Source organism: Salmonella enterica subsp. diarizonae (genome assembly GCF_008692785.1).
GTDB lineage: Bacteria > Pseudomonadota > Gammaproteobacteria > Enterobacterales > Enterobacteriaceae > Salmonella > Salmonella diarizonae.
This window is the reverse complement of record NZ_VXJV01000004.1, coordinates 72,589-97,552: the sequence shown is the minus strand read 5'-3', so window position 1 is coordinate 97,552 and position 24,964 is coordinate 72,589. Positions and strand designations below refer to the sequence as shown.

Genomic DNA, 24,964 nt, shown 5'->3' with positions numbered 1-24,964 from the left:
GATCCTGCCCATTTTTAATGCAAGGAAATCCATATGTATTACCTGAAGAATACAAATTTCTGGATGTTCGGCTTTTTCTTTTTTTCTATTTTTTCATTATGGGCGCTTATTTTCCCTTTTTTCCGATCTGGTTACATGATATTAATCATATCAGTAAAGGGGATACCGGAATTATTTTTGCCTGTATCTCTCTCTTTTCGCTGCTTTTCCAGCCTGTTTTCGGGCTGATGTCCGATAAACTCGGTTTGCGTAAAAATTTACTGTGGATTATTACTGGCATGCTGGTGATGTTTGCCCCGTTCTTTATTTATGTTTTTGGGCCGCTGTTACATTTTAATATTCTACTGGGCTCCATTGTCGGTGGGATTTATCTCGGATTTATCTACAATGCTGGCGCCCCGGCGATTGAAGCCTATATCGAAAAAGCGAGTCGACGAAGTCATTTTGAATTTGGCCGTGCGCGTATGTTCGGCTGTGTGGGCTGGGCGCTTTGCGCCTCCATTGTTGGCGTGATGTTTACCATTAATAATGAGTTTGTTTTCTGGCTGGGGTCAGGGTGTGCGGTGATCCTCGCGCTGTTGCTCTTTTTCTCTCGTACCGATTCTGGCTCATCAGCCGTAGTCGCGGATGCGGTAGGGGCCAATTCATCGCCGTTTAGCCTGAAGCTGGCGCTGGAACTGTTTAAACAGCCTAAACTATGGTTCCTGTCGCTATATGTGGTGGGCGTCTCTTGTACCTATGATGTTTTTGACCAGCAATTTGCCAACTTCTTTACCTCGTTCTTTGCGTCAGGAGAACAGGGAACACGCGTATTCGGCTATGTCACGACAATGGGGGAGTTGCTTAATGCCTGTATTATGTTTTTTGCCCCGTTTATCGTAAATCGCATTGGCGGTAAAAATGCTCTATTGATGGCGGGAATAATTATGTCTGTGCGCATTATCGGTTCCTCTTTTGCGACTACGGCGGGGGAAGTGGTTATTCTTAAGACCTTGCATATGTTCGAGATCCCTTTCCTGATTGTGGGATGTTTCAAATATATCACCAGCCAGTTTGAGGTGCGTTTCTCCGCCACTATCTACCTGGTCTGCTTCTGCTTTTTTAAACAACTGGCAATGATTTTTATGTCCGTACTGGCCGGGAATATGTATGAAAAAATTGGTTTCCAGGGCGCTTATCTGGTGCTGGGGCTGATTGCACTGGTCTTTACGCTTATTTCAGCCGCAACGTTAAGCGGAGCAGGGCCGCTGGCAGTGATGCGAGTCTCACAACAGAAGAGCGCAAGCTGATTCGCGCGGAGGTGGGAATGATGTTATCAATGAGAGAAAAAATAAAAAAGGGCATGTTGTTTACTGACTTAACAGAAGGACTTCCCGAAGAGCGACTACGTGGTAAAGAGCTTATGTATGATTATAATCATACGCGTCCTTCAGAAGAGAACAAACGTAGAGAATTAATTGCTCAGATGTTTGGTAAAATTGGGAGAAATGCGTGGATAGAGCCGCCGATCTCTTTTTCTTATGGCAAGAATATTTATATTGGTGACAACTTTTACGCCAATTTTAATTTAACTATTGTCGATGACTATACGGTTACGATAGGAAATAATGTGATGGTTGCGCCTAACGTCACGATTTCCGTCACCGGGCATCCAGTCCATTTTTCTCTGCGCATGCAGGGCGAAATGTTCTCTTTTCCCGTGACGATTGGCAATAATGTATGGATTGGCAGCCAGGTCGTGATTAATCCCGGCGTAACGATTGGTGATAATTCGGTAATTGGTGCCGGTAGCGTCGTAACAAAAGATATTCCGCCAGATGTGGTCGCCGCTGGGGTTCCCTGTCGTGTACTACGTAAAATTACGCAGCGGGATAAGGAATATTATTATCGTGATTTAAAAATCGGACCCTGACTCTATTTTTGGGCTTTTGCAGCAAAAACCGGAGCTTCCTTGCTCCGGTATCAATTTACACGGCTGGAATATTGCGGCCGTAGTAAATCTCGCGCATCTCTTTCCACAGCGCGGCGGTGATCTCCTGGCGTTCGGTTTCAGTAAGATCTTCCGGTTTGGTGTGAAACATGTAGTGCTTAAGATCGAACTCCTTAAGCAGCATCTTGGTATGGAAAATATTTTCCTGATACACGTTCACATCCACCATGTCATACAGCGATTTCATATCTTCCGACATAAAATTCTGAATGGAATTGATCTCATGATCGATAAAGTGCTTCATACCGTTGACGTCGCGCGTAAAGCCGCGCACGCGGTAATCGATGGTGACAATATCGGACTCTAGTTGGTGGATCAGATAATTGAGCGCTTTCAGCGGTGAAATCACGCCGCAGGTTGACACTTCTATGTCGGCGCGGAAGGTGCAAAGCCCGCCTTCCGGATGGCTTTCCGGATAGGTATGCACACAGATATGACTCTTATCGAGGTGCGCCACCACGGTTTCCGGTAGCGGGCCGGGATGTTCGGTTTGGTCGATAAGCTTCGGGTCGATCGGCTCTTCGCTCACCAGAATCGTGACGCTGGCGCCCTGGGGTTCATAATCCTGACGGGCGATGTTCAGGATGTTCGCGCCGATAATGGAGCAGGTCTCCGACAGGATCTCGGTCAGTCGGTTGGCGTTATAGAGTTCATCGATATAGGCGATATAGCCATCGCGCTCTTCTGCGGTTTTGGCGTAGCAGATATCGTAAATACAAAAACTCAGGCTTTTCGTCAGATTGTTAAAGCCATGCAGTTTCAGCTTTTTCAATTTTTATCACCTCCTTAGCGTCACTGTGCGGACAGTGCGTCATGTAGATATTGCGGTAGCGCAAATGCAGCGGCATGAATCGCCGGGTTGTAATAGCGACATTTGAGGCCGGCGGCATGAAAACGTGCCTGAATAATTTCGCTCGACAGGTGACGAAGGGCGTCGTTGTCTGTCGCCCAGGCGAAGGTCATGATGCCGCCGTAATAGGTCGGAATCGCCGCCTGGTAGAAGCCGACATCGCTGAAGTAATGACTCAGCTTGCGGTGGCTGTCGAGCGCTTCATCCTGTTGCAGGAAGCACACGCCGTTCTGGGCGACAAAAATTCCGCCTGGATTCAGGCAACGCTTACAGCCTTCATAAAAGGCAGAGGTAAACAGGCTTTCGCCGGGGCCGATCGGATCGGTACAGTCGGAAATGATCACATCAAAGGTCTGATGGGTCTGATTGACGAAATTCACGCCGTCGTCGATCACCAGCGTAAAGCGCGGATCGTCGTAGCTGCCGGCATTGTGGTTGGGTAAATACTGGCGGCAAAACGAGACTACGCCAGCGTCTATCTCCACCATGGTGATGGTTTCGACGTTTTTATGCCGGGTGACTTCACGTAGCATTGCGCCGTCGCCGCCGCCGATAATCAGGACATGTTTCGCATGACCGTGCGCCAGCAGCGGGACGTGCGTCATCATTTCATGATAAATAAACTCGTCGCGTTCGGTGGTCTGTACCACGCCGTCCAGTGCCATCACGCGGCCAAAAGCGGCGTTTTCAAAGATGATTAAATCCTGGTGATCGGTTTTTTCATGATACAGAACGTTGTCTACGGCAAAGTACTGACCAAACTGGTCGTGTAGCGTTTCATGCCACATCGTATTTTCGGCCATTGGCTGATACCTCCATTGTTAACACCCGTAAAAAAAGGGCGCAACATCATAGCTAACAATGACCGTGGATGCACGGTCATTATTTCAGCAATATATTCTCGCCATGCTTCAAATTTCAGGTGCGTTGGCTTGACTCGCTCACCCCAGTCACTTACCGATGTAAGCGCCTGGGGATTCACTGCGTCGCTGCCTTCCAGTAATCTGGATTATGTAGAGTATAAAGCGCGAGGATTATTTAACGTAGGCTAACAGGCTCAGGGAATCGCGGGCCAGAGCTTTGCATTTTTTAGCGACCGGAATACCGATGCCGCTAAGATCGCGGTAGCTGTCTTCGCCCAACGATTTCATATCGAAGGTATCGTAGTTACTAAGGTCCCACTGATTTTGCTGGGCAAAAAAGACCAGCGCACGCCGAATCTGACTGTTAGGTAAGTTTTGGTAACCACAGTCATTTTTCAGAAAAACGAAAACCGCCGTTAAATCGGCCATATCTTCAGCTTCGGATTCAGTAAGCGCATAGCTATTTGCGCATAAAGCCATCAGGCTGCCAAACAACACGGGTCTGAAAAACGTCTTCATTGCTTCTACCACGGCATCAGGGAAAGTCAACGTTAGCATACTGCGGACGTAGCGACGACTTTTATTATTAGAATTGGCCGCGGTGTTTTCATTCTTGTTGTATTGCTGTCAGGAACGGTAAAGACGTGTTGCTGGCTTGACCTTCCCGTTAGGGCAGGGTCTAAGCTTAGACACCCGCCTGTTCATTATAAGGAAATGATTATGTTACGCCGTGATTTCTTAAAATATTCAGTGGCGCTGGGGGTTGCATCAGCGCTGCCGCTGTGGAGCCGCGCCGCTTTTGCCGCTGAACGTCCCGCGTTACCTATTCCTGACCTGTTAACGGCAGATGCGAGCAACCGTATGCAGCTAATTGTTAAAGCCGGCCAGTCAACATTCGCCGGTAAGAACGCGACGACCTGGGGCTACAACGGTAATTTGCTGGGGCCAGCGGTACAGCTTCACAAGGGAAAAAGCGTGACCGTTGATATCCATAACCAACTGGCCGAAGACACGACGCTTCACTGGCATGGTCTGGAAATTCCGGGCATCGTCGACGGCGGCCCGCAAGGGATTATTCCCGCAGGCGGAACCCGCACGGTAACGTTTACGCCACAACAACGCGCTGCGACCTGCTGGATTCATCCGCACAAACACGGCAAAACCGGGCGCCAGGTGGCGATGGGCCTTGCCGGACTGGTGCTGATTGAAGATGACGATATTCGCAAATTGCGCCTGCCGAAACAGTGGGGCATCGACGATGTGCCGGTGATCATTCAGGACAAACGCTTCTCCGCCGATGGCCAGATTGATTATCAACTGGATATGATGACCGCCGCCGTCGGCTGGTTTGGCGATACGCTGCTGACCAATGGCGCTATCTATCCGCAGCATTCCGCGCCGAAAGGCTGGTTACGCCTGCGCTTGCTGAATGGCTGTAATGCACGTTCGCTGAATATTGCCGCCAGCGATAATCGCCCGCTTTATGTGATCGCCAGCGACGGCGGTCTGCTGGCGGAACCAGTGAAAGTCACTGAGTTGCCGTTATTAATGGGCGAGCGTTTTGAAGTGCTGGTGGATATCAGCGACGGGAAAGCCTTTGATCTGGTGACGCTACCGGTCAGCCAGATGGGTATGGCGATCGCTCCGTTTGATAAACCGCATCCGGTGATGCGTATCCAGCCGCTGCGGATTACCGCCTCCGGCACATTGCCGGATACGTTGACGACGATGCCGGCGTTGCCGTCGCTGGAAGGGCTGACGGTGCGCAACCTGAAACTGTCGATGGACCCGCGTCTTGATATGATGGGGATGCAAATGCTGATGAAGAAATATGGCGCTCAGGCGATGAGCGGCATGGATCATGACAACATGAACGCGCATATGCAGGGCGGCAATATGGGGCATGGCGAGATGGATCATGGCAACATGGATCACAGCGGGATGAATCATGGCGCGATGGGCAATATGAATCACGGCGGCAAATTCGACTTCCATAACGCTAACTTTATCAACGGCCAGGTATTCGATATGAACAAACCGATGTTTGCGGCGCAGAAAGGCCGCCATGAACGTTGGGTGATTTCCGGCGTGGGCGATATGATGCTGCATCCTTTCCATATTCACGGCACACAGTTCCGTATTTTGTCAGAGAATGGTAAAGCACCAGCGGCGCACAGAACGGGCTGGAAGGATACGGTACGCGTTGAGGGCGGTATCAGCGAAGTGCTGGTCAAGTTCGATCACGACGCGCCGAAGGAACATGCCTATATGGCGCACTGTCATCTGTTAGAACATGAAGATACGGGGATGATGTTAGGATTTACGGTATAACTGATGTATCCGATGTAGGCCGGGTAAGGCGAAGCCGCCACCCGGCATGTCCGATAGCGCAGACCTGATTTACCGGATGGCGCTTATCCGGCCTACAAATACACGTTAACGTAGGCCGGGCAAGCGAAGCTGCCACCTGACAAAACGCCCGGCACGCGCCGGGCATTAATGGTTATTTCGCGTCGTCAGGCAAAGCATATGCGACGATATAGTCGCCCATCTTTGTGCCAAACGAACCGTGGCCTCCGGCAGAAACGACCACGTACTGCTTACCGTTTACCTCGTAGGTCATCGGCGTTGCCTGGCCCCCGGCGGGTAAACGCCCCTGCCACAGCTTTTCCCCGTTGCTCATGTTATAAGCGCGCAGGTAGTTGTCGGCGGTCGCGGCGATAAACAGCACGTTACCGGCGGTTGAGATTGGCCCGCCCAGCATTGGCATCCCCATGTTGAACGGCACCGGAACCGGCATCGGGAACGGCATACTGTCGCGCGGCGTCCCTATACGTTTCTTCCACACGATTTCATTGGTTTTCAGATCCAACGCGGAAATATAGCCCCAGGCCGGTTGTTTACACGGCAGGCCAAACGGCGAAAGGAACGGATTCAGCGTGACGCCGAACGGTACGCCGTACTGTGGCTGAATACCTGCTTCTGTACCGGTACCTTTCGCGTCTTTCGGCGGTTCCATTGGATTGCCAGGGCCGCGTGGGATCAGCTTCGATACAAACGGCAGCGCCATCGGGTTAGCGATAGCGACCTGACGGTCTGGATCGACGGAAATACCGCCCCATTCAAACATCCCCAGGTTGCCAGGGAATACCAATGTCCCCTGCTCGGACGGCGGGGTGAAGATACCTTCATAGCGCAACTGGTGGAACATAACGCGGCACACCAGTTGGTCGAACATGGTCGCGCCCCACATATCCGCGCCGGAGAGATCTTTTTTCGGGCGGAAGGTTAAATCAGAGAACGGCTGAGTTTTGGCGACGTAATCGCCTTTTGCCGCGCCCTGCGGGACCGGTTTTTCCGGAGCGGGCACGACCAGCTCGCCATTACGTCTGTCGAGCACAAAGATATTACCGGTTTTCGCTGGCGCATAGATAACCGGAACGGTAGTACCGTCAACGGTAATATCTGCCAGCGTCGGCTGTGCCGGCAGGTCCATATCCCACAGATCGTGATGGACGGTCTGATAACTCCAGGCCAGTTTCCCGGTGGTGGCATTCAGCGCCAGGATGGAGCTGGCATAACGTTCCTGCTCCGGCGTGCGGTTACCGCCCCAGATATCCGGCGTGGTCACGCCCATCGGCAGATAGACCAGATCCAGTTTCGCATCATAGGCGGCAGGCGCCCACGAGTTCGGCGAGTTAAAGGTAAAAGAGTGCTCATCGGCTGGAATCGCGTTCGGATCTTTCGCCCCCGGATCGAAGGCCCACAGTAGTTTACCGGTATTCACATCAAAACCACGGATAACGCCGGACGTTTCTCGGGTAGAGAAGTTATCCGTGACCGAACCGGCAATGACAATCGTTTTATCGGTGATAATCGGCGGCGACGTCGGTTCATACAGTCCCGGCGTGGTGTCCGGCATATTGGTTTGCAGATTCAGGACGCCTTTGTTGGCGAAGGTTTCACACAGCTTGCCGGTTTCGGCATTCACCGCGAAAAGGCGACCGTCATTGACCGGGAGGATAATGCGGCGCGGACAGTCGGCGATGACCTCCGGCGAGGCGGTATCCGCTTTGGCCTCATGATAAGAGACGCCGCGGCAGGTGACATGCTGGAAGGACTCATTGGTCTTCAACTGGGGATCAAAGTGCCACTTCTCTTTACCGCTGGAGGCATCCAGCGCGAACAGTCGCTGGTGAGCTGTACACAGGTAGAGCGTATCGCCGACTTTAATCGGGGTCACTTCGTTGGTGATTTCGCCCGGATCGTTTGGTTGTTTCAGATCTCCGGTGCGGAAGACCCACGCTTCTTTCAGGTGGTGAACGTTATCCGCAGTGATCTGTTTCAGCGGCGAATAGCGTTGGCCTTCCTGATTACGTCCATAGGCCGGCCAGTCTTCGTCGGCGATCGGCGAGCTTGTTGCAGCGGGTGTGGCGTCGGCGCGAAGCGTACCGTTGATCTCCTGCGGGTCGTTGAAGCCAGCCCAGGTCAGAATGCCGCCGCTAATCAGCAGCGCCACGACCAGCGCCGCCACTGCGCCGCTGGAAGGAACCACCAACCGATGCCAGACAAACGGCAATATTAGCCAGATGCCGAAAAACACCAGGATATCGCTACGCGGCGTGAGCGCCCAGAAGTCGAACCCGACTTCCCACACGCCCCAAATCATTGTCGCCAGCAGCAGGGCGGCATACAGCCACAGCGCGACGCGTTTACTGCGCCATAGCAACCCGGCTACGACCAGCATCACGAGGCCCGCGATGGGGTAGTACCAGGAACCGCCAATAGTAACCAGCCAGACACCTCCGATAAGAAGATACAGCCCACAAAGCGCTGCAAAGAGGGCCGTCAGCGTCACGAGTAATCGTGGCGATCGTGCGTTATTTTCTGCCATAAAAAGACACCATCCCAATTGTTAATTTTTTAGTAGCAATTAAGTATAGGAATTAACATGTGTGATCGTCCTCACAAAATGAGCTTTCTTATCAAATGCCGCGAATGAATACGTTTGCTGGTATACTGCGTGCCTTGCGCGTCAATGCGGCGTTATTATCAACCGGCATTGAGTGATTTGTTTTTAAATCATATGGTTATAAATATGAAACATACTGTTGAAGTCATGATCCCCGAAGCGGAGATCAAAGCACGTATTGCCGAACTGGGTCGTCAGATTACCGAACGTTATAAAGACAGCGGCAGTGAAATGGTGCTGGTTGGTCTGTTGCGTGGCTCATTTATGTTTATGGCGGACCTGTGCCGTGAAGTTCAGGTTCCTCATGAAGTCGATTTTATGACCGCCTCCAGTTATGGTAGCGGCATGTCCACCACCCGCGACGTGAAAATCCTCAAAGATCTGGATGAGGATATTCGCGGTAAAGATGTGCTGATTGTCGAGGACATTATTGATTCCGGTAATACGCTGTCGAAAGTCCGTGAAATCCTGGGCCTGCGCGAGCCGAAATCGCTGGCGATTTGTACGCTGCTGGATAAACCGTCTCGCCGTGAAGTCGATGTCCCGGTGGAATTTATCGGCTTCTCTATCCCCGATGAGTTCGTCGTGGGGTACGGTATTGATTACGCCCAGCGTTATCGCCATCTACCGTATGTCGGTAAAGTGGTGCTGCTGGACGAGTAAGAGCAAAACTGCCGGATGGCGTCGCTAAGGCGACTTATCCGGCTTACGGTAGCTGTTGTAGGCCGGGCAAGCGAAGCGCCCCCGGCAACCCTGCCGGATGGCTTATTGGTGGTTAATGTATTTCAGACTTAGGGCCGAAATACCCTTATGATAGCCGTTCTCCAGCGTTTCTCTGTTGGTGGCGGTGACGTCAAGATCGCGCAGCAGGCCGTCATTGATACTGTACGCCCAGCCGTGAATGGTCACATTCTGCCCGCGTTTCCACGCTGACTGCATAATAGTGGAATGCCCCAGGTTATAGACCTGTTCCATGACGTTCAATTCGTAGAGCGCGTCCAGACGTCGCTCTTCGGGCATTTTTCCCAACAGCGAGCTATGTTTAAGCCAGATGTCGCGGATATGCAGCAGCCAGTTATTAATCAAGCCCAGCTCAGGATTTTCTACCGCAGCCTTGATACCGCCGCAACCGGAGTGGCCGCAAATGATAATATGCTCAACTTCCAGAACATCTACCGCATACTGAACCACGGAGAGACAGTTCAGATCGGTGTGAATAACCAGGTTAGCCACATTACGGTGAACAAACAATTCGCCCGGTTCAAGCCCGGTTAAACGTTCAGCAGGAACGCGGCTGTCGGAACATCCAATCCATAGAAAGCGCGGTTTTTGCGCTTGCGCCAGTTTCTCAAAAAATCCGGGGTCCTCTTCCACCAGCATTTTTGACCATAGTGCATTGTTGCTGATGAGTGTATCTATGTCTTTCATGGAAGTTAACGACCTGTAACCAAATAAGTGCGTTGGGCTAATATAGGGCAACTCCGTAATTATTTAAACCATATATAAAGTGTAAGAACGTAAAGTAAGTGAGAATTTATGACCATTGCGCTGGAACTTCAACAACTTAAAAAAACCTATCCCGGCGGCGTTCAGGCGCTGCGCGGCATAGATTTGCAGGTCGAAGCGGGGGATTTTTACGCGCTTCTGGGACCAAATGGAGCAGGGAAATCGACCACCATCGGTATTATCAGCTCATTGGTTAATAAAACATCCGGGCGCGTTAACGTTTTTGGTTACGACCTGGAAAAAGACGTGGTTAACGCCAAGCGACAGCTTGGGCTGGTGCCACAGGAGTTTAACTTTAACCCGTTTGAAACGGTGCAACAGATCGTAGTGAATCAAGCCGGTTATTACGGCGTGGAACATAAAGAGGCGGTTTTACGTAGCGAAAAGTATTTAAAACAGCTCGATCTGTGGGAAAAACGTAATGAACGCGCGCGGATGCTTTCCGGTGGGATGAAACGCCGCCTGATGATTGCCCGCGCACTGATGCATGAGCCTAATCTATTGATTCTCGACGAGCCGACGGCGGGCGTCGATATCGAATTGCGCCGCTCGATGTGGGGGTTTCTGAAAGATTTAAACGCCAAAGGCACCACGATTATTCTTACTACCCACTATCTGGAAGAGGCGGAAATGCTGTGCCGCAATATCGGTATTATTCAGCACGGCGAGCTGGTGGAAAATACCTCCATGAAAAATCTGCTTTCAAAGCTGAAATCGGAGACGTTTATTCTGGATTTAGCGCCAAAAAGCCCGCTACCTAAGCTTGCGGGTTATCAATATCGTCTGGTAGATACCTCGACTCTGGAGGTTGAAGTGTTACGCGAGCAGGGGGTTAACAGCGTCTTTAGCCAACTGAGCGAGCAGGGGGTTCAGGTATTAAGTATGCGTAATAAAGCCAACCGTCTGGAAGAACTGTTTGTGTCGCTGGTGCATGAAAAACAAGGAGATCGCGCATGATGCAGCTTTACTGGGTTGCCCTTAAAAGCATCTGGGCGAAAGAGATCCATCGCTTTATGCGGATCTGGGTGCAAACGCTGGTGCCGCCTGTCATCACCATGACACTCTATTTTATTATTTTCGGCAACCTGATCGGTTCGCGCATCGGCGAAATGCATGGTTTTAGCTATATGCAATTTATTGTGCCGGGCCTGATTATGATGGCGGTCATTACCAACTCCTACGCCAATGTAGCGTCATCATTTTTTAGCGCCAAGTTTCAGCGCAATATTGAGGAACTGCTGGTTGCGCCGGTACCAACGCACGTGATCATCGCCGGATTTGTCGGCGGCGGCGTGGCGCGTGGGCTGTGCGTGGGGATTCTGGTGACGGCGATTTCGCTCTTTTTCGTGCCTTTCCAGGTGCATTCCTGGGTATTTGTCGCGCTAACGCTGATTCTGACCGCGATTCTGTTCTCGCTGGCCGGACTGCTGAACGCCGTGTTTGCGAAAACCTTTGACGATATCAGCCTGATCCCGACCTTTGTGCTGACGCCGCTGACCTACCTCGGCGGGGTATTTTACTCGCTGACGCTGCTGCCACCGTTCTGGCAAGGGTTGTCGCACCTGAACCCGATCGTCTACATGATAAGCGGCTTCCGTTATGGTTTCCTCGGTATCCATGATGTGCCGCTGGTGACGACATTTGGCGTACTGGTGATCTTTATCGCCGCTTTCTACCTGCTGTGCTGGTCGCTGATCCAGCGCGGACGCGGTTTGCGTAGCTGATACGATTCTCCTCTTCTCCTGGCGGGAAGAGGAGACTTTTGACGGCTGTCATCATTCCTGATTGGTAACCCTGATAAACTACTTGTCTGCTAAGCAACTATGTTAAGTGTGATGTAAATCACAAAAACAATTATAAAAGGTTTAATTAAATCTAGATAGCATAACCTTTATTTTCTCAATCAAATAAACTGTACTGTTAGCACGAATAAAATAAATATTAGCATCCTTCAATGCTTTATAAAAATCATTGTCTTTAGAGATATTATCTTTATCTTTAAATAAAGATTCATTTAACTCTATAGCACAAACAATAAGAGAATCTGACTTTCTAACAATAACAAAATCAAAATAATAATAGAATAACGGGTTATGAGGCGTAAAACTAATTTCATTACCATTTAAAGATGAAATACAATCAAAAATATCAAAGAAATAGGTTTTATATAAAATATAATAATTATCGCCTAATAAATCATGAAGAGGTTTATAATATTCAGAATCAGGAAAAGAAGTAAAATTCTTTTTGCGATAAAAAACATGTTTAGAATCAAAAATACCAGTGGGAAGAACTATATCAGAAACCTGATTATCAACGGAATGAGAAGTGATAATGTTTTTTTTAAACTTAGACTTATTAAATAAATAGGGGAAATCAAAATACACAATAAACAAGAGAATTGATATAAGAAAGATAAAAAGTACAATTGATTCAAAATTAAACATGTTAAATATTCTTCCAGCGCCTTTAAAGGAAATAATTAAATAATACAGGCAGATGAAAAAGTAAAGAAGAATCGTTAATATCAATACGATCGAAAAAATCGATCGTATTGATAAGGGTTGATAATCATAGGAGAGTTAAAAATCAGAAATATTCAAAAAAATAAAGCTTATTTTCGCCAGAAACCGTCATACATGTAGATAATGACCCACAGCATACAGAACACCATCAGGAACGTTACCAGTTTCATAACTCACCCCTTAATCTTCCTGGCCTGCAAGACGATAAGCAAATCCATCCCCGTTTTCTGCTCAGATTTCGTTGACCACGATTTAGGCAGGAATGACAGCCCGGTGCTTTGCTTGCCGTTCTTGTCCTGAGTCAGGCCGGACAGCACGATAATATCCCCATCCTTCATATTAACCGTGGTCGTTATCTGGCGATTGGTGAACGTCGGGGAGTTGTTCACTCCGGTAGTGGTCTCCGAGTAATCGCTCAGTTGTTCGTTAATGTTCATGCTGATTAAGTCCTGAGTAACAACGGGACTGACCTGGAGCGTCACACCTGTATTACGATATTCGACAGACTGGACAGGCGTCCCGTTCTCATAACTGACAGAGCCGAGCGTCGGAACACTGGCACCGCCCGCCAACATTGCAGAACTACCGGAAACAACCTGCGAATGCGCCCCCGTCACCAGTGAAAAACGGTTATCAGTACGAAACAGTTCATACAGCGCATCAAGCGAGCCGCTGGAGAACCGGATAAAATTGCCATAACCCTGGCGGGTTCCCGTGCTGATACTGAAATGACCGTTCAGCAGCTTAGCCGCCAGCGCCAGCCCGGAACCGTTGCGCTCGTCAGTGTTCACCTCATACACATAGGCGGTAACGTCCACCTGCTCAGGCCGGGTATCTATGACAGGCATCAGGGCGCGAATCTGCGCAATTTCCGACGCCGTACCACGGTAGAGGAACGTATCACCGGACTGACTCATAAAATGACCGTCAGATGCGGGCATACCAGAAGATGCGGACATCTGACCATTCCCGCCCTGAAGAGGTGCGCCGCCCCCGGTGGAAAAGCCGACGCCCGCGCCGGTTGCCCCGCCACTCATACCGCCCACGTTGTCAGAGGAACCACTCAGCACCCCGGCAATATAGGCAACTGAACGATAGCGCGGCGTGTAAACGTAGGACTCGATGCGCGGCTGCGGGACTTTCGGAATGTAGGGGGCGATATAGTCCACCCCCTTCTTACGGGTGACACGGATGTGCATATTATCCAGGTAACGAATGATGAACTCGCGTTCATCATTGCCGGGAGCAATGTGCAGCGTCACCAGCCGTGCATCAGTGGAGAGTTCCGGGGCCAGCATGAATGGGGTATGCAGCACCTCACCCCACAGTAAAGAAATAGCGTCCGACAGCGGCATCCGCTTTACGTCAAAGTCCGTACCTTTCGCACTGGCAGTGCGGGCAAACAGGAACATCAGCAGCATCAGCGCCATATACAGAAGCAGCGTTATACGCCGGAACCGTGCGAACTCAGGCGGACAGATGAAACCATCAAAGCGGTCTGCATGTTTACTATGGCATTTTCGGCACATGGTTAACTCCTCCTCAATAACACTGACAACGGTGCGTAAGTGCTCACCTGTAACAGCGGGTGAAATTGCGCTTCCTCGATGAGACAGACTCGTCAAAGCTTCGCAATGACTCCCTAATCTCATCTTGCGGCGAGCGCTGCCTCCTCTCTCTCCGGGCGGCAGATTCTTTGTGTGAATCATGACTTCACGGTTGTCTGTGAGTAAGTTTGTTTGTTTCTTCATTAGTTTGTTTGTTTTGTCTGTCAGGGTGGCGGAGTGCTCCGGTCAGGGTCAGTGCGAGGCGTCACCCATCCCCAGCGCGGACAGTACCGGAGCGGCAGCAGTGGAAAGCGGGCTTTCCCCGCCGCCCTGACTGCCCGGCGCGCGGTCAGTACCCGTCCAGAACGTCACCCGCTCGCCGTCAACAAGAATTTCACTGTACACCCCGTCCCACGGTCTGGCGGAGGCGATGTAGCGCACGTTTCCGGCGTTATCCCGGATAACGTAGCGGGGTTGTCCGGTGCCTGATTTGAGATATCCGGTCAGTCGCCATTGTGTCGAAAGTGGCGGAGGTGAGGGGACAGCCTGCGCGGTTGTACCTGATACGCCGGATACAGAAACGGCAGTCGGTGACGAACTGACGGGCTGAACCTGACCGGGGGCTGTATCCGGCTGTTTATGCGCAACCAGAAAATACCAGCTCAGGAAGGTGCCGGAACCAAAAAACAGAACGGTAAGAAGACGGCGCTTACTGATGACGGGCTTCCTGATTACCGGATCATTCGCGTGATACCACTGCGTAATAGTTCTGCCTGGCAGGAGAGAATACATACAGCGCATATCACAGCGACGGAGCTGCCCGTTAATGGTGAGAGACTCATAACCATCTTCAAAAATATGATTAGTATCATGGATGCCAAAATACCAGTCAGCAAAAAACGAAAACTTATCAAAAGGCTTATCACGGACAGATTTACGCTGAAAATAAGTTTCGACTATTACCCGATGACGAAATAACCCGGACTGTTTTTTCTGCGGTGTGCTGCCGTTAGCGGAACCCTTACCGGAAGTCAGCTTCTTAAACAACTTACGAAAAACACCCTGAGCACGGTCAGAACGTTTACACACCACCAGAACTTCACCCGTTGCAAGTGCTATCTGTTTATCAATCATCTCTTCGTTCTGGACGATAATAAACACGTCCCAGCCGAGATGACGGGAGTGAATAAACCAGTCAATAAGAGCAAGACGACTTTTATCACCATAGGTTCGACTGTTTAACCAGGTTCCCGCCTCATCAAGAAAAATAGCGCCAAACTTTTCTTTCTCTTCATCAGGACAACCACGCCCAAGCGCCTGTAAATCCTGTGGGCGGGGATGAGAAGGAAGAACCATTACCGGATTATCGGAGTCAGGGCCAAGCAGATGGGTATCCACCGGATAATTGGTTACAACACGACGGCCTTCCCGGTAATATTTGACCATTTCATAATCACAGTAAAGACCTTTACCCGCGCCGAGTTTTCCGGTCACCCATTTTACAGTCATTATCTCACCCTCATACGGATATGTTAAAAAGATATAAAGACAGTCAGATATATTTAATAAAGCATTCAGTGTCAGATGTTAAATATTAAAATTAAGTGCATTCAGTATCTGGAATAAATTAAATGTGTCATTCAGCGTAATTAATTAAACTATTCAGTTGTTACGCAGTAACGATTATTACATTATCAGGGTTTCGGTAAACGTCCCTGACCGGGCGGAAGTTGCGCCTGAGTAAACTGTGACGTAATGAGACGTGAAATAAAAATCTTGAAGCGAAACGTCAGATAGACCGTATAGGCCAGAAACACCGCTGACAGGCAGGACAGAATATTAGACGGCAACATAGATAAACCCGTTACCCAGTAATCGTTAGGCAAAGCCAGAGCAGCAATTAAACTGGTTGCCTTATCATTAATAAAAGTCATCACTGCAAGGAAGGTGGAAATATAGAATGCCACCGACAGCCCCATAATCACATAAGAAGACGTTGAGCGGTAAAGCAGCATGGAAATCATTTCTGGAGCAAGATAGCGAATAGCCCACGCACCGACACGAACCAGCAGACCAAATAAAAAATCAAGAGCGACAGCAAGTAAAGGCATAACAACCCCTCCTCATTAATGACGTCCATCCGTCAGAAACTCAGCAGAACGAACAAGCAGACGATGAATCACAAAGAAACTCAGTATGACCAGTACAAAATTCAGTACCGGGCGAATATATTTGTCGTACAGCAAACAAACCTGAGTACCCACAGCATGAAAATGATAGTCAGGAATTCCAACAAGTTTAATATCAAAATCCAGGACTACAGGAATACAGCGTCCGGTTGAAGCAGCTTCAAAGCCGGGAGGCAAATCAAACGATGTTTTAATATCAGGCAGCATAGAGTCAATCCCGGAAAGCCCTTCACCAAATGCAGCTTTACCCGCATCCCATGCAGATTTCACGGAATCCGTAATACCACTCATAGCACCTCCAACCATAGAAGAAAATTCACCTTCCATCCCCGTATAATCCGGATCAGCAGGTTTTTTATTTAAATCATCCATTAACTCTTTATGATTCTTATTATTATCCGCATGAAACGCATTAATAGCCGCCACAACATCACCATTGTCATTATTATCAGTATTACCGGAACCAGAACCGCCACCACCTCCCGGATTAGGATTTAAATCCGTGGTACAGGAACCATCCGGCGAACCCGGCACATGATGAGAGCCGGGAGGACAAGTATCAGGCTGGTCACCTCCATCCGAACCAGTACCACCCCCCGGATTATCAGAAACACAGACACCCGGACGGGAAGCGTCAGGATGATAGCCAGGGCTACAGGTCGTTACGGTATGGTCGCCAGACGAATCACCAGAATCCCCGGAAGAATCGCCAGAGGAATGACAGGACGGGTCATTAGGATTACGCATACAGCGGGTAATACCATTTTTATAATCATTTAAACTTGCATAATTCGGGTCAGGAATATCAAGAGGCTTATACTCATCAGGACAATTACCTTTATAATCAGGTTCAGCACAATTATAAACAGCAATATAAATTGCGCCCCTATAACGATGTTCACCACCAACAAATTTAGTCGCATTCCAGAGATAATAAGGGCCCGCATCAGAAGGTCTCAAATATGAATAAGTTTTCTGCCAGTCATCCATCATAGATTTAATACGGTCAACCGAAGCATAATCAGGCGGAGTAACATCAGATAACTTCTGAAGAAAAGCCTGGGCAACTCTTTTATTATCTTCGAGACTGGATGAAAAATCATAGTGAAAGTAAAAAGAGGAATACAACATAGCAGGAGTTGAATGAGAAATATCAGATAATACCTGAGATAAATAAGAGCCAGAAGGCGGAGTTGGCTTATCAGGTTCAGGGGGCGTTACATCAGGCTGAGGGGGATTAACATCAGGGTTATCAGGATTAGTATCAGAAGATACAGGCTTCTTACCATTTTCATCAAGCGCCGGGGAAAAGCCTGCTTTAGCAGGATTACCCGTAGAAACTAAAGAATCAAATGAACCTAACCAACCATCAGGAGTCCATGTAGCCCCCCCCTTTAGCCCAATACTCACAACCACCAACATTTATATATTTCTCGGAAGTGCCATCAGGATTTTTAATTTCATAATAAGGCTTATAAGTACCAGCGGGAACAGTGACACCAACCGGACAAGAAGCAGCAAAAGAATTAAACGATAATAAACCTCCCATTAACGATAAAATCAGAAGTAAATATCTCATAACTGAATCCCCGAAAGAAATAAAGCCCCCAGTTCAGGGGGCATAATTAAACGTAAGATATGGCACTTACAAAGCGCGGGAAATCATACCCTTGACAGCAGAGAATGCGGATTTACCAACAAGGGTAATCGTCAGCAGACCAAACGCAGACGCCACAGCAACCCCAAAGTTGGAACCAAGCGCATTCACAATCGGGGAAATCATAGTAGCAGTCAGAGTGAACGGCGCTGGCGCAGCCGGGTCGACCGCAAAGGCAGGAGCCGCCATCACAGCCAGTCCGGTAACAGCACTGGAAGCCAGCATTGCCGGAGTAGTGTTCTCTTTCACAAATCCGGCTACTTTCGAAATTTTTTCTTTAAACATATTCAATCCTTAATCAGTCATCGACCGAACGGTGAAACACATCAATTACAGAACGTAAAAAATGCGCAGATAACAAGCCCATTATCCAGGCTAAAAACCATAACCCGAACAAAGAGCCAATTAATGCATACGGTATATTCACTGTTACTACCTCATATATTACCTCCTGTATTAGTAAAGGTCCTTACGGATGAACGAAATAAAAAACGGAAAAAGAACAAACGGCGCAACCATGACGAAACCTATAAGGAATCCAAACAATAAAGGGTCGATTGCCAGTAAATGAGTCATAAACTCATTAATATCAAAATCACACATAAATCACCCCGGCGGAATAAATTCGGCTACAAAACCAAGAGCAAATGCAATATTTATTCAGTCCCCATATAAAAACCCGGTGGCAAAACCTGCAATAAACGCCACAAAGGTAAAACCGCCGAGAAGAACAACCAAATAAAATTCACTGGCGGACATTAAATATTACCCCGACTTATGAAGAGTTGTTTCAGGTAAATCAATGAGCGAATTTAATTTAGCAATCTGCTCATCAGCCGTTTCCCCCCATGACTGAAGACGCAGCCGGTGAAGCAGCCGGAAGCGACAGAACGGTGCAGAACGGCAGTCACTGCGGAATTCATGCCATTCACGTAAAAGGGAGACTAAGCCGCTCATATTAAGGCTATAGGTTTCGCGGAATCTGCTTTTATTAAAGTCATCCTCTTTGAAAAAGTCCCCGGTGCTTTTAAACAGCGACAATAAACGATTGCGCAATGAGTCCATTCGCACATCTTCAACCAGTGACGAGGATATATAAGAGCGATTAGGATTAATTTTAATCAGCGGCATAATTATCCCCCCTGGCTTTTAAAAGCTTATCCATACATTCAGAAATACAAAAATTAGTATTCATCAACATATCAGACAAAGAAACAGCAAGAGATGAATGAGCAGATGAAATAACCTTGCCAATTTCATCCTTTATAAAACAAAAACACAACAACCCATCATGATAATCGCCCCTGTCACACAAATCGCACGCTTCACTGGATAATCTGCGAAGGGATTCAAGCTGCCGTTCTGCATACTGAGAACGAAGGTGATAAAAATCAACAATAATCCTGGTGGTGCAGGTTCTGAATCTGTCCTTCATAATCAACCACCTTTCTTCTCAGTTATCAGCTTGCCATCAAAGCGACGGATTGAATTGGACACGTACCGGAAAAACACACCGTGCTGAGTTGGGGAATTACCCCATGAGCCGGGAACGCAGACAAGATGGACAGGCTGAAATTTCAGCGATTCATACACTGATTTAAGATATTTATAATCCTCCTCAGTACAGGAGAATTTAACCGACTGAGACTCACGGCACTGAGTTTTACGATTTTCAAAAGGAATAGCACAGGAAAACGCATATTTAGCAACGGATTCATGTCTCTTGTCATCCGGGGGTAAATTCAGGTTTTCAGTGTTCGCCACAAACACATTAATAAACGTGCCTGAAAACGTGGTGCCGGTACGAAAACCATCAGGCAGTTCATAGGGGTATAAATCAACCATACCTTCAGGTAATTGAGTTTTAACATTCACATTCATAGTCATAATATTCACCTTATCGGGTCAGCGATAGTTATTGTCACAAGTCCAAGGCAGACGAATCAGCCGCACGTGCCGCGCTGGCGCGCGTCCCGCACGTCTGCTTCATCTGCATAAAAACAACGGATGAAAATCCCTCATCATCTGAACCGCATTCATTCATACATTCAGTAAAATCAGGATTACCATATTCAGATATCCGGTTTAATAACCGGGCCATATTCAGATACTCTGTATCAGATTTAGTCATCTTCCGAACCTCACAGGAGAAATATTTAGTCAGAATCACTTTTCCAGAAAAACTTATTCCATAAACAACGGGATTACACTCTTCACCATAACAATTTAATTTTGTGCCATTCACTGATTGCGGCTGGAAATAATGAGGTCGGACAAATCTGTCTGAATTAAAAAAGCCACCATTCAGCATTATATAAGTTTTAAAATCCCCGGCATCACAGGCGAGGCGAATAGATTCCAGTTGCTCAACCTCAGCAGGCGTAAACTGACGCATCATCACATCCCCCGGATGGAATTCAGTACGGAACGTGCGCAACTGGCGATAGGCCGTTACAGATGGCAGACCAAAAAACTGATACAGACGGATACCCGACGAACGCGCCCAGACAGAAACACGACTCACGGCATCATTGAAATCAATATTGCTTAAACGGTCATTCAGTCCGGCGGTGCCTTTAACGTTCCGGCAGCCGGACATCTTAACGATATATTTCATTACGTAGCTGAAGCCGTTGCCCTTGCGGTAATCGACCTTTTTGATTTTAATGCGGCGCTTTTTAGCCCCCACCTCGTCAGGAGAATCTTTAAGCGCTTCCTCACGGAAAATTTTAATAATTTCCTTTCCTTCACCCGGATAGCAGTAGAAAAGAAAATTCCAGTGAACCGTGCCGTCCTTATGAGGTTCGACAGTACGCAACCCGGGCGGGGTGAGATTCATCTTGTCCAGGCGCTTGCGGACACGCTCAAAAACGGCGTTAAGCCACTGATGACCCGCTTTAATGGACTCAAAACCGCCGCTCTCCCATTTGTAATTAGGCACGGTGAAAGCTTTCTTGCCCTGTTTTACCGTGGTCACAGAATGGAAGCGGGAGGGTGTCGTCAGCACGATAAACCAGCCTTCACAGCCGAGTTCCTGAGCCGCCGCACACAGACCTTTAGCACGTACAAGTAATTCAGCAATACGGTTAGGCTTGTGTGATACCGAGCTTTTATGCGCATCGTCCAGCGTGCAGATTAATTCGCCGTTAATATCGAATATACCCATCGCCTCTAAAAACATCTGAGTCTTACGGTCACGCTGAGAGTACAACCCCATCAGCCAGTCAGTTGTATACGGCTTGTTATCTGACAACATCCCCATGATGCGGGACGTTTCCTGCACCCGTTGAGAACGAATGGCATTCAGGAGACGGCGAACGTAGGTTTCATTACCAAAACGCGCCAGAAAGCCAGGAATATCGTAACGGCCTAAATACTGTTTCAGTACGGGCAGGAAATCGAAGCCAAACTGACAGTGAAACCAGTGGAGCACGTTTGCGAGGTACTCCTCCTCGTCGTCAGAAATAAGCAACGGCTTGTCCAGTCCGGCGACTGAAATCGTCGTGACGTCGCGAACGAAATCAGCCGCAAGCTCTTTCAACTGGTCATCAGTACAGAACAGGTTAAACCCGGCACCGTAACCGTCAGGGGTCTGAAAGGCGTAGCTGAAAGCCTGCTCAAGACGTTCAAGAGCGCGACGGGAGCCGGAGAACTTCACCAGACGACAAAACGCATTAGCGACAGGCACGGAGAAAGTGCCGAAACTGGACGCCAGCAGCGCGGCGCGGGCGCGCTCCTGAAACGTGAACTTCTTACACTCAGGCTCAAAGGTGTAAATAATACGGTCTACAGTAGAGAATAAGCGGGGTAATTCACGCGCGGCATCATCCCCGTTTTCACGGCGATATGCAGCCGATTTAAACTGGAAATTTGACACGGCAGCGCGCAGGTATTTATCCGCTTTTTCTTTTTCCGGCTGAGTCATGACTTCATTATTAAATAACGATGAAGCGTCATTACAGATATCAAGCGCGGAAATAACTGTATCGTACATATTAATTACATCCTGTTAATTGAGAGGTTTAACCAAAAATTAATAGCGTCACACAAAAGAAAAAAATAAGAGAGAAACCCCCGACAGTAAGACGAACTACGCGAGAAAAAAGAAGAACGGCTATTTCTCTCATTTCCTGCCTTTCTTCATCTGTCAAATTATCATCACCCGGCAGTTCAACCGTCTGATGAATCAGAGGATGATAAGGGATACGCATAGCCACCTCCTGTAAATGTAAGATGTAGTAATGTAGTAATGTAGTAATGTAGTAATGTAGTAATGTAGTAATGTTACAGGCTACAATATTACAATCCTACACTACAGAATTAGCGGGGATAATGCCGGCACCGTTTGCTACATTAACTAACGCCTTACCGCAAACAGATACAGAGGAACCGGGCGCATTTCCGGCCGCAGCATTCTTTTTAGTTGCCGCTTTATTCTTTGGCTTGCCGTCTGATTTAATCGCAGGTTTATTCGAAGCAGGGGCTTTTGGTTTTTCCTCATTATTAGTTACCGTTTCAGAATTAACAGTGTCGCCGGATGTTTCAGCCGTTGCCGCAGCACCTTTATTTTCAGCTTCAGCACCAGCCGCAGGAGCAGGGGCAGCCGGAGCGGTATTATTCAGCGCTTTCAGGAACTTTGTGATTTCACCCAACACGGATTCATTATGAGTAATGGATTTTTCACGCGCCGCCAGTTCAGCACGAAGGGAAATATTTTCGCGCTCAAGCTCATTATAAGAATCCTGTAAATTTTTGTGATTAGTGGTGAGCACATTGAAATCAAATTTCAGGTCATCCAGTTCACAGCCGATGCGGTCAGACGCATAAATCAGGTCGTGGCGCTCATTCTCAAGCTCAGTTTTATAATCGCTCAGCAACTGGCGTTCTGTTTCCATTTTTTCAGAAGCAGCCGCCATCGCGGAATTCCAGAGCGTGTTAAGCAGCTCCGTCAGCTTTGCAGGAACGTCAGTGCGGGCAACGCTGGATTCAAGAGAGGCGTTAACGCCGGATTGTTCTGCTTTCCACTCTTTAACCATCGGGGAAATAGTGGAAAACGAGCCGCCAGTAATAGCGCGCACAGCATCAAGAGTTACATTTTGTCCCGCATTATAAATCATATTGCATGCGTCAAATACGTCACTTTTTGAAATTGCCATAATATTCACCTTATTAAATAAATTTAATATTCAGATTCAAAGTTATATTCAGTGTAAAAAATCAGTATCAGATAACAGCATGTAAGTCAGGGTTAAAACTGGTGCCGTCACGAACCATTGCATTAATAATTCTCAGCAACTTATGAATACAGGCGATATAAGCCACCCTTTTCGGCTTGCCTTTATTAATAAGTCGGTCATAAAAAGCCTTAATTACCGGATTGAAACGAGTGGCAGACATTGCCCCCATAAAAAGCACATTGCGCACATTCTGGCGACCACCGGAAATACAGCGCTTACCACGCATTTTCCCGGAGTCATGATTGAACGGAGCCACACCAATCACGGCGCTTAACTGGCGATTACCAATCTGACCGAGTTCAGGAACATCACCAATCAGAAGCCCCACAGCCAAATCACCAATGCCGGGAATTCCTGAAAGCATGTTCGAGAGGTCTGAATAGTTTTTTTTAACGTAGAACGAAATATCGCTATTAATTTCTTTAAGCTGAGACTCAATTAAATTAATAATGATATTTATGCTGGCTTTTGCGTAATCATCAGCATGAGCCAGGCGTTGCTTTTCCGTTGATATCAGGTCAACAACCTGACGACGACGGGCCACCATTTGAGACAGGAATTTACGCTCTTCATCCGTTGGCGGTTTGATGTAACGGGCACGGTCAGGACGGGAATCAATAACAGCAGCGAAATCAGCCAGGATTGCAGCGTCAAGACGGTCAGTCTTGGCGAGCTTGCCCATAGCCTTAGCAAAATTACGGGCGTGGCGTGGATTGATAACAGCTACATCATAGCCCAGAGACTGGAAATTACAGGCGGCGGCGTCTTCATAGCCCCCGGTAGACTCCATAAGGATAAGAGACACGTCATAATCAGCTAACGTTAACGCTATCTGGTCAAAACCCTCATGAGTATTAGGCACCTGAAATGCCTTAGCATCAGCATGAATGTGTACATCAAGCGCAGCTTTGCACACGTCAAACGCTACCGTAGTTTTAACCTGATTTTCTGATTTAGCTTGCCTCATCTTTCCCTTCCTTACATGCGAGCTTAAACTCATTCAACAATACGGGCTTGTAGATAAGGCTACTCCTGATGCGCGGTGTGCTTAGCAACGGGCTTTAAACCCAGGGAGGAATCAGGCTACACCAGAAGCTGCCAAATCAACTACGAGACAGAGTAAAGCACATGCAGAACATATAAGGAGGTAGGCTATGTTAGGTTGGGTGATTACCTGCCATGACGATCGCGCACAGGATATGCTTGATCGCCTGGAGAGAAAAAATGGTCCGCTGGCGCAATGCCGGGCGGTCAATTTTTGGCGCGGCCTGAGCTCAAACATGCTGAGCCGCATGATGTGTGATGCCCTCCATGCCACCGACTCTGGTGAAGGCGTGATATTTTTAACCGACATTTCCGGCGCGGCGCCTTATCGTGTAGCGTCGCTGATGAGCCATAAACATTCTCAATGTGAAGTTATTTCAGGTGTCAGCTATTCATTGATAGAGGAAATGCTTCCTTTGCGAGAGTCGATGAGCAGTTCAGCATTTCGCGACCAGATTGTCGCGCTTGGCGCGCCGGATGTAACCAGTCTCTGGCATCAGCAGCAGAAAAATCCGCCTTTTGTATTGCTGCATGATTTGTATGAGTTTTGATCAATACCATTGACGACGCTTTTGCTACAATAA

25 protein-coding genes and 1 pseudogene are annotated in these 24,964 nt (G+C 48.2%); 7 read left to right on the top strand and 19 right to left on the bottom strand.

The features are described 5' to 3' along the window. Positions 1–33 precede the first annotated feature (33 nt). Both F4V72_RS09580 and lacA read left to right on the top strand, forming a co-directional pair. Positions 34–1,289: pseudogene (locus tag F4V72_RS09580) on the top strand (MFS transporter). Positions 1,290–1,306: 17 nt separating this feature from the next. Next, positions 1,307–1,912, top strand: coding sequence for a galactoside O-acetyltransferase (gene lacA, locus F4V72_RS09575; RefSeq protein WP_000979670.1), 606 nt, complete (start codon positions 1,307–1,309; stop codon positions 1,910–1,912). 55 nt (positions 1,913–1,967) lie between these two features. Here lacA and speD read toward each other — a convergent pair whose 3' ends face one another. The 3 genes from speD to F4V72_RS09560 form a co-directional block, all read right to left on the bottom strand. Next, positions 1,968–2,762, bottom strand: a complete 795-nt coding sequence (gene speD / locus F4V72_RS09570; RefSeq protein ID WP_023245747.1) for an adenosylmethionine decarboxylase — start codon at positions 2,760–2,762, stop codon at positions 1,968–1,970. A gap of 20 nt (positions 2,763–2,782) precedes the next feature. After that, on the bottom strand, positions 2,783–3,643 hold the full coding sequence (speE, locus tag F4V72_RS09565) for a polyamine aminopropyltransferase (RefSeq protein WP_000829968.1): 861 nt from the start codon (positions 3,641–3,643) through the stop codon (positions 2,783–2,785). A 231-nt stretch (positions 3,644–3,874) separates the two neighbouring features. Further along, positions 3,875–4,222 carry a YacC family pilotin-like protein gene (locus F4V72_RS09560; RefSeq protein ID WP_000846613.1) on the bottom strand — a complete coding sequence of 116 codons (348 nt, stop codon included), beginning with the start codon at positions 4,220–4,222 and terminating at the stop codon, positions 3,875–3,877. Between the two features lie 201 nt (positions 4,223–4,423). Between F4V72_RS09560 and cueO the strand changes: the two genes are divergently transcribed. Continuing rightward, on the top strand, positions 4,424–6,034 hold the full coding sequence (gene cueO, locus F4V72_RS09555) for a multicopper oxidase CueO (RefSeq protein ID WP_070803639.1): 1,611 nt from the start codon (positions 4,424–4,426) through the stop codon (positions 6,032–6,034). A 172-nt stretch (positions 6,035–6,206) separates the two neighbouring features. Here the strand turns inward: cueO and F4V72_RS09550 are convergent, their stop codons facing one another. After that, entirely contained in the window at positions 6,207–8,597 is a 2,391-nt protein-coding gene (locus tag F4V72_RS09550) for a glucose/quinate/shikimate family membrane-bound PQQ-dependent dehydrogenase (RefSeq protein ID WP_070803638.1), read from the bottom strand. A gap of 204 nt (positions 8,598–8,801) precedes the next feature. Between F4V72_RS09550 and hpt the strand changes: the two genes are divergently transcribed. Further along, positions 8,802–9,338, top strand: a complete 537-nt coding sequence (hpt, locus tag F4V72_RS09545) for a hypoxanthine phosphoribosyltransferase (RefSeq protein ID WP_000683341.1) — start codon at positions 8,802–8,804, stop codon at positions 9,336–9,338. Positions 9,339–9,440: 102 nt separating this feature from the next. Here the strand turns inward: hpt and can are convergent, their stop codons facing one another. Further along, positions 9,441–10,103 (bottom strand): carbonate dehydratase, encoded by a 663-nt coding sequence (gene can, locus F4V72_RS09540; protein WP_023245752.1) that lies wholly within the window; start codon positions 10,101–10,103, stop codon positions 9,441–9,443. 108 nt (positions 10,104–10,211) lie between these two features. Here can and F4V72_RS09535 point away from each other — a divergent pair, with 108 nt between their 5' ends. Continuing rightward, on the top strand, positions 10,212–11,138 hold the full coding sequence (locus tag F4V72_RS09535) for an ABC transporter ATP-binding protein (RefSeq protein ID WP_079797697.1): 927 nt from the start codon (positions 10,212–10,214) through the stop codon (positions 11,136–11,138). Further along, entirely contained in the window at positions 11,135–11,905 is a 771-nt protein-coding gene (locus F4V72_RS09530; protein WP_000983418.1) for an ABC transporter permease, read from the top strand. The genes F4V72_RS09535 and F4V72_RS09530 overlap by 4 nt, the downstream gene beginning before the upstream one ends. A 141-nt stretch (positions 11,906–12,046) precedes the next feature. Here F4V72_RS09530 and F4V72_RS09525 read toward each other — a convergent pair whose 3' ends face one another. The 14 genes from F4V72_RS09525 to F4V72_RS09460 all read right to left on the bottom strand — a co-directional run bounded on the left by F4V72_RS09525 (position 12,047) and on the right by F4V72_RS09460 (position 24,303). Next, complete coding sequence (locus F4V72_RS09525) at positions 12,047–12,628, bottom strand: DUF2726 domain-containing protein (RefSeq protein ID WP_136058488.1); 582 nt, start codon at positions 12,626–12,628, stop codon at positions 12,047–12,049. 251 nt (positions 12,629–12,879) lie between these two features. Next, positions 12,880–14,235, bottom strand: a complete 1,356-nt coding sequence (locus F4V72_RS09520) for a type II secretion system protein GspD (RefSeq protein WP_170245756.1) — start codon at positions 14,233–14,235, stop codon at positions 12,880–12,882. 270 nt (positions 14,236–14,505) lie between these two features. Continuing rightward, positions 14,506–15,762, bottom strand: a complete 1,257-nt coding sequence (locus F4V72_RS09515; RefSeq protein ID WP_136058486.1) for a zonular occludens toxin domain-containing protein — start codon at positions 15,760–15,762, stop codon at positions 14,506–14,508. 185 nt (positions 15,763–15,947) lie between these two features. After that, a complete protein-coding gene (locus F4V72_RS09510; RefSeq protein WP_136058485.1) occupies positions 15,948–16,364 on the bottom strand; it encodes a hypothetical protein in 417 nt (138 codons plus the stop codon). 15 nt (positions 16,365–16,379) lie between these two features. After that, positions 16,380–17,864 carry a hypothetical protein gene (locus F4V72_RS09505; protein WP_136058484.1) on the bottom strand — a complete coding sequence of 495 codons (1,485 nt, stop codon included), beginning with the start codon at positions 17,862–17,864 and terminating at the stop codon, positions 16,380–16,382. Beyond that, positions 17,812–18,021, bottom strand: a complete 210-nt coding sequence (locus F4V72_RS09500; protein ID WP_136058483.1) for a hypothetical protein — start codon at positions 18,019–18,021, stop codon at positions 17,812–17,814. Before F4V72_RS09500 ends, F4V72_RS09505 begins: the two co-directional genes overlap by 53 nt. Positions 18,022–18,087: 66 nt before the next feature. Then, complete coding sequence (locus F4V72_RS09495; protein ID WP_136058482.1) at positions 18,088–18,384, bottom strand: hypothetical protein; 297 nt, start codon at positions 18,382–18,384, stop codon at positions 18,088–18,090. A gap of 480 nt (positions 18,385–18,864) precedes the next feature. After that, positions 18,865–19,230, bottom strand: coding sequence for a hypothetical protein (locus F4V72_RS09490; RefSeq protein WP_136058481.1), 366 nt, complete (start codon positions 19,228–19,230; stop codon positions 18,865–18,867). Further along, positions 19,217–19,534, bottom strand: coding sequence for a hypothetical protein (locus tag F4V72_RS09485; protein WP_136058480.1), 318 nt, complete (start codon positions 19,532–19,534; stop codon positions 19,217–19,219). Before F4V72_RS09485 ends, F4V72_RS09490 begins: the two co-directional genes overlap by 14 nt. A gap of 2 nt (positions 19,535–19,536) precedes the next feature. Next, positions 19,537–19,986, bottom strand: coding sequence for a hypothetical protein (locus F4V72_RS09480; protein ID WP_136058479.1), 450 nt, complete (start codon positions 19,984–19,986; stop codon positions 19,537–19,539). A 34-nt stretch (positions 19,987–20,020) separates the two neighbouring features. Further along, a complete protein-coding gene (locus F4V72_RS09475) occupies positions 20,021–22,093 on the bottom strand; it encodes a replication endonuclease (RefSeq protein ID WP_136058478.1) in 2,073 nt (690 codons plus the stop codon). A 28-nt stretch (positions 22,094–22,121) separates the two neighbouring features. Next, positions 22,122–22,310 carry a hypothetical protein gene (locus F4V72_RS09470; RefSeq protein ID WP_136058477.1) on the bottom strand — a complete coding sequence of 63 codons (189 nt, stop codon included), beginning with the start codon at positions 22,308–22,310 and terminating at the stop codon, positions 22,122–22,124. A gap of 96 nt (positions 22,311–22,406) precedes the next feature. After that, entirely contained in the window at positions 22,407–23,255 is an 849-nt protein-coding gene (locus F4V72_RS09465; protein WP_136058476.1) for a DNA-binding protein, read from the bottom strand. 67 nt (positions 23,256–23,322) lie between these two features. Continuing rightward, positions 23,323–24,303, bottom strand: a complete 981-nt coding sequence (locus F4V72_RS09460) for an IS110 family transposase (RefSeq protein WP_136058475.1) — start codon at positions 24,301–24,303, stop codon at positions 23,323–23,325. Between the two features lie 187 nt (positions 24,304–24,490). Between F4V72_RS09460 and F4V72_RS09455 the strand changes: the two genes are divergently transcribed. Next, entirely contained in the window at positions 24,491–24,931 is a 441-nt protein-coding gene (locus tag F4V72_RS09455; protein WP_000901967.1) for a PTS sugar transporter subunit IIA, read from the top strand. The last annotated feature ends 33 nt before the right edge of the window (positions 24,932–24,964 follow it).